Origin of the sequence: Curtobacterium luteum (assembly GCF_001475545.1) — a bacterium.
In the GTDB taxonomy this organism is placed as follows: Bacteria; Actinomycetota; Actinomycetes; order Actinomycetales; family Microbacteriaceae; genus Curtobacterium; species Curtobacterium luteum_A.
Genome location: NZ_LDQC01000199.1, coordinates 1 through 562 on the forward strand (window position 1 = coordinate 1; position 562 = coordinate 562).

Here is a 562-nt window from a genome sequence, read left to right on the forward strand (position 1 = left end):
TCGACGCTCGCCGCGGCGCGGAGGCCCTCGGGGAACTGCTCGAAGAAGTCCTCGCCCACGAGCCGGTTCACCGGGGTCGCGAGCTTGTTCTTCGAGAACTGCCCGGGCCACGCGACGTCGCCGAGGTACACGTCCGGGGTGGGGCTGCCCGCGGCGATCTGCGTCGTGAGGCTCGTGCGGTTCGTGTCGGTGTCGCTCGGCGCGCTGACGATGCGGACCCGGATGTTCGGGTGCTCCTTCTGGAACTCCGCGATGAGGCGTCGCCGGAGGTCCCCGCCGTCCTTCGAGGCCACCTGCCCGGCCCACCAGCTGATCGTGACGTCGCCCTCCGGCGGGTCGGTGGGCCAGTCCTCGACGGTGGTCCGCGCGGGGCGGGTGGAGCACCCGGCGAGGAGCAGCACCCCCGCTCCCCCGAGCAGGAACAGTCTGCGGTCGATCGCCATCGCGTCCTCCTCGACGGTGGTGGTGGTCGTGGTGCCCGAACCTGTGCATCCACTCAACCAAGGCTGCCTGGGAGGGCGCGGAGCGCGGAAGCGCGGTCTCGGCTGCGCCGAGTCTCGGC

At 72.1% G+C, this 562-nt stretch carries 1 protein-coding gene; it reads right to left on the reverse strand.

Annotation, left to right across the window (positions count from 1 at the left end; translation table 11 throughout):
• The coding region (locus tag NS184_RS17165) for an extracellular solute-binding protein (RefSeq protein WP_152998324.1) at positions 1-443 on the reverse strand (443 nt) is incomplete at its 3' end.
• Positions 444-562: the final 119 nt, after the last annotated feature.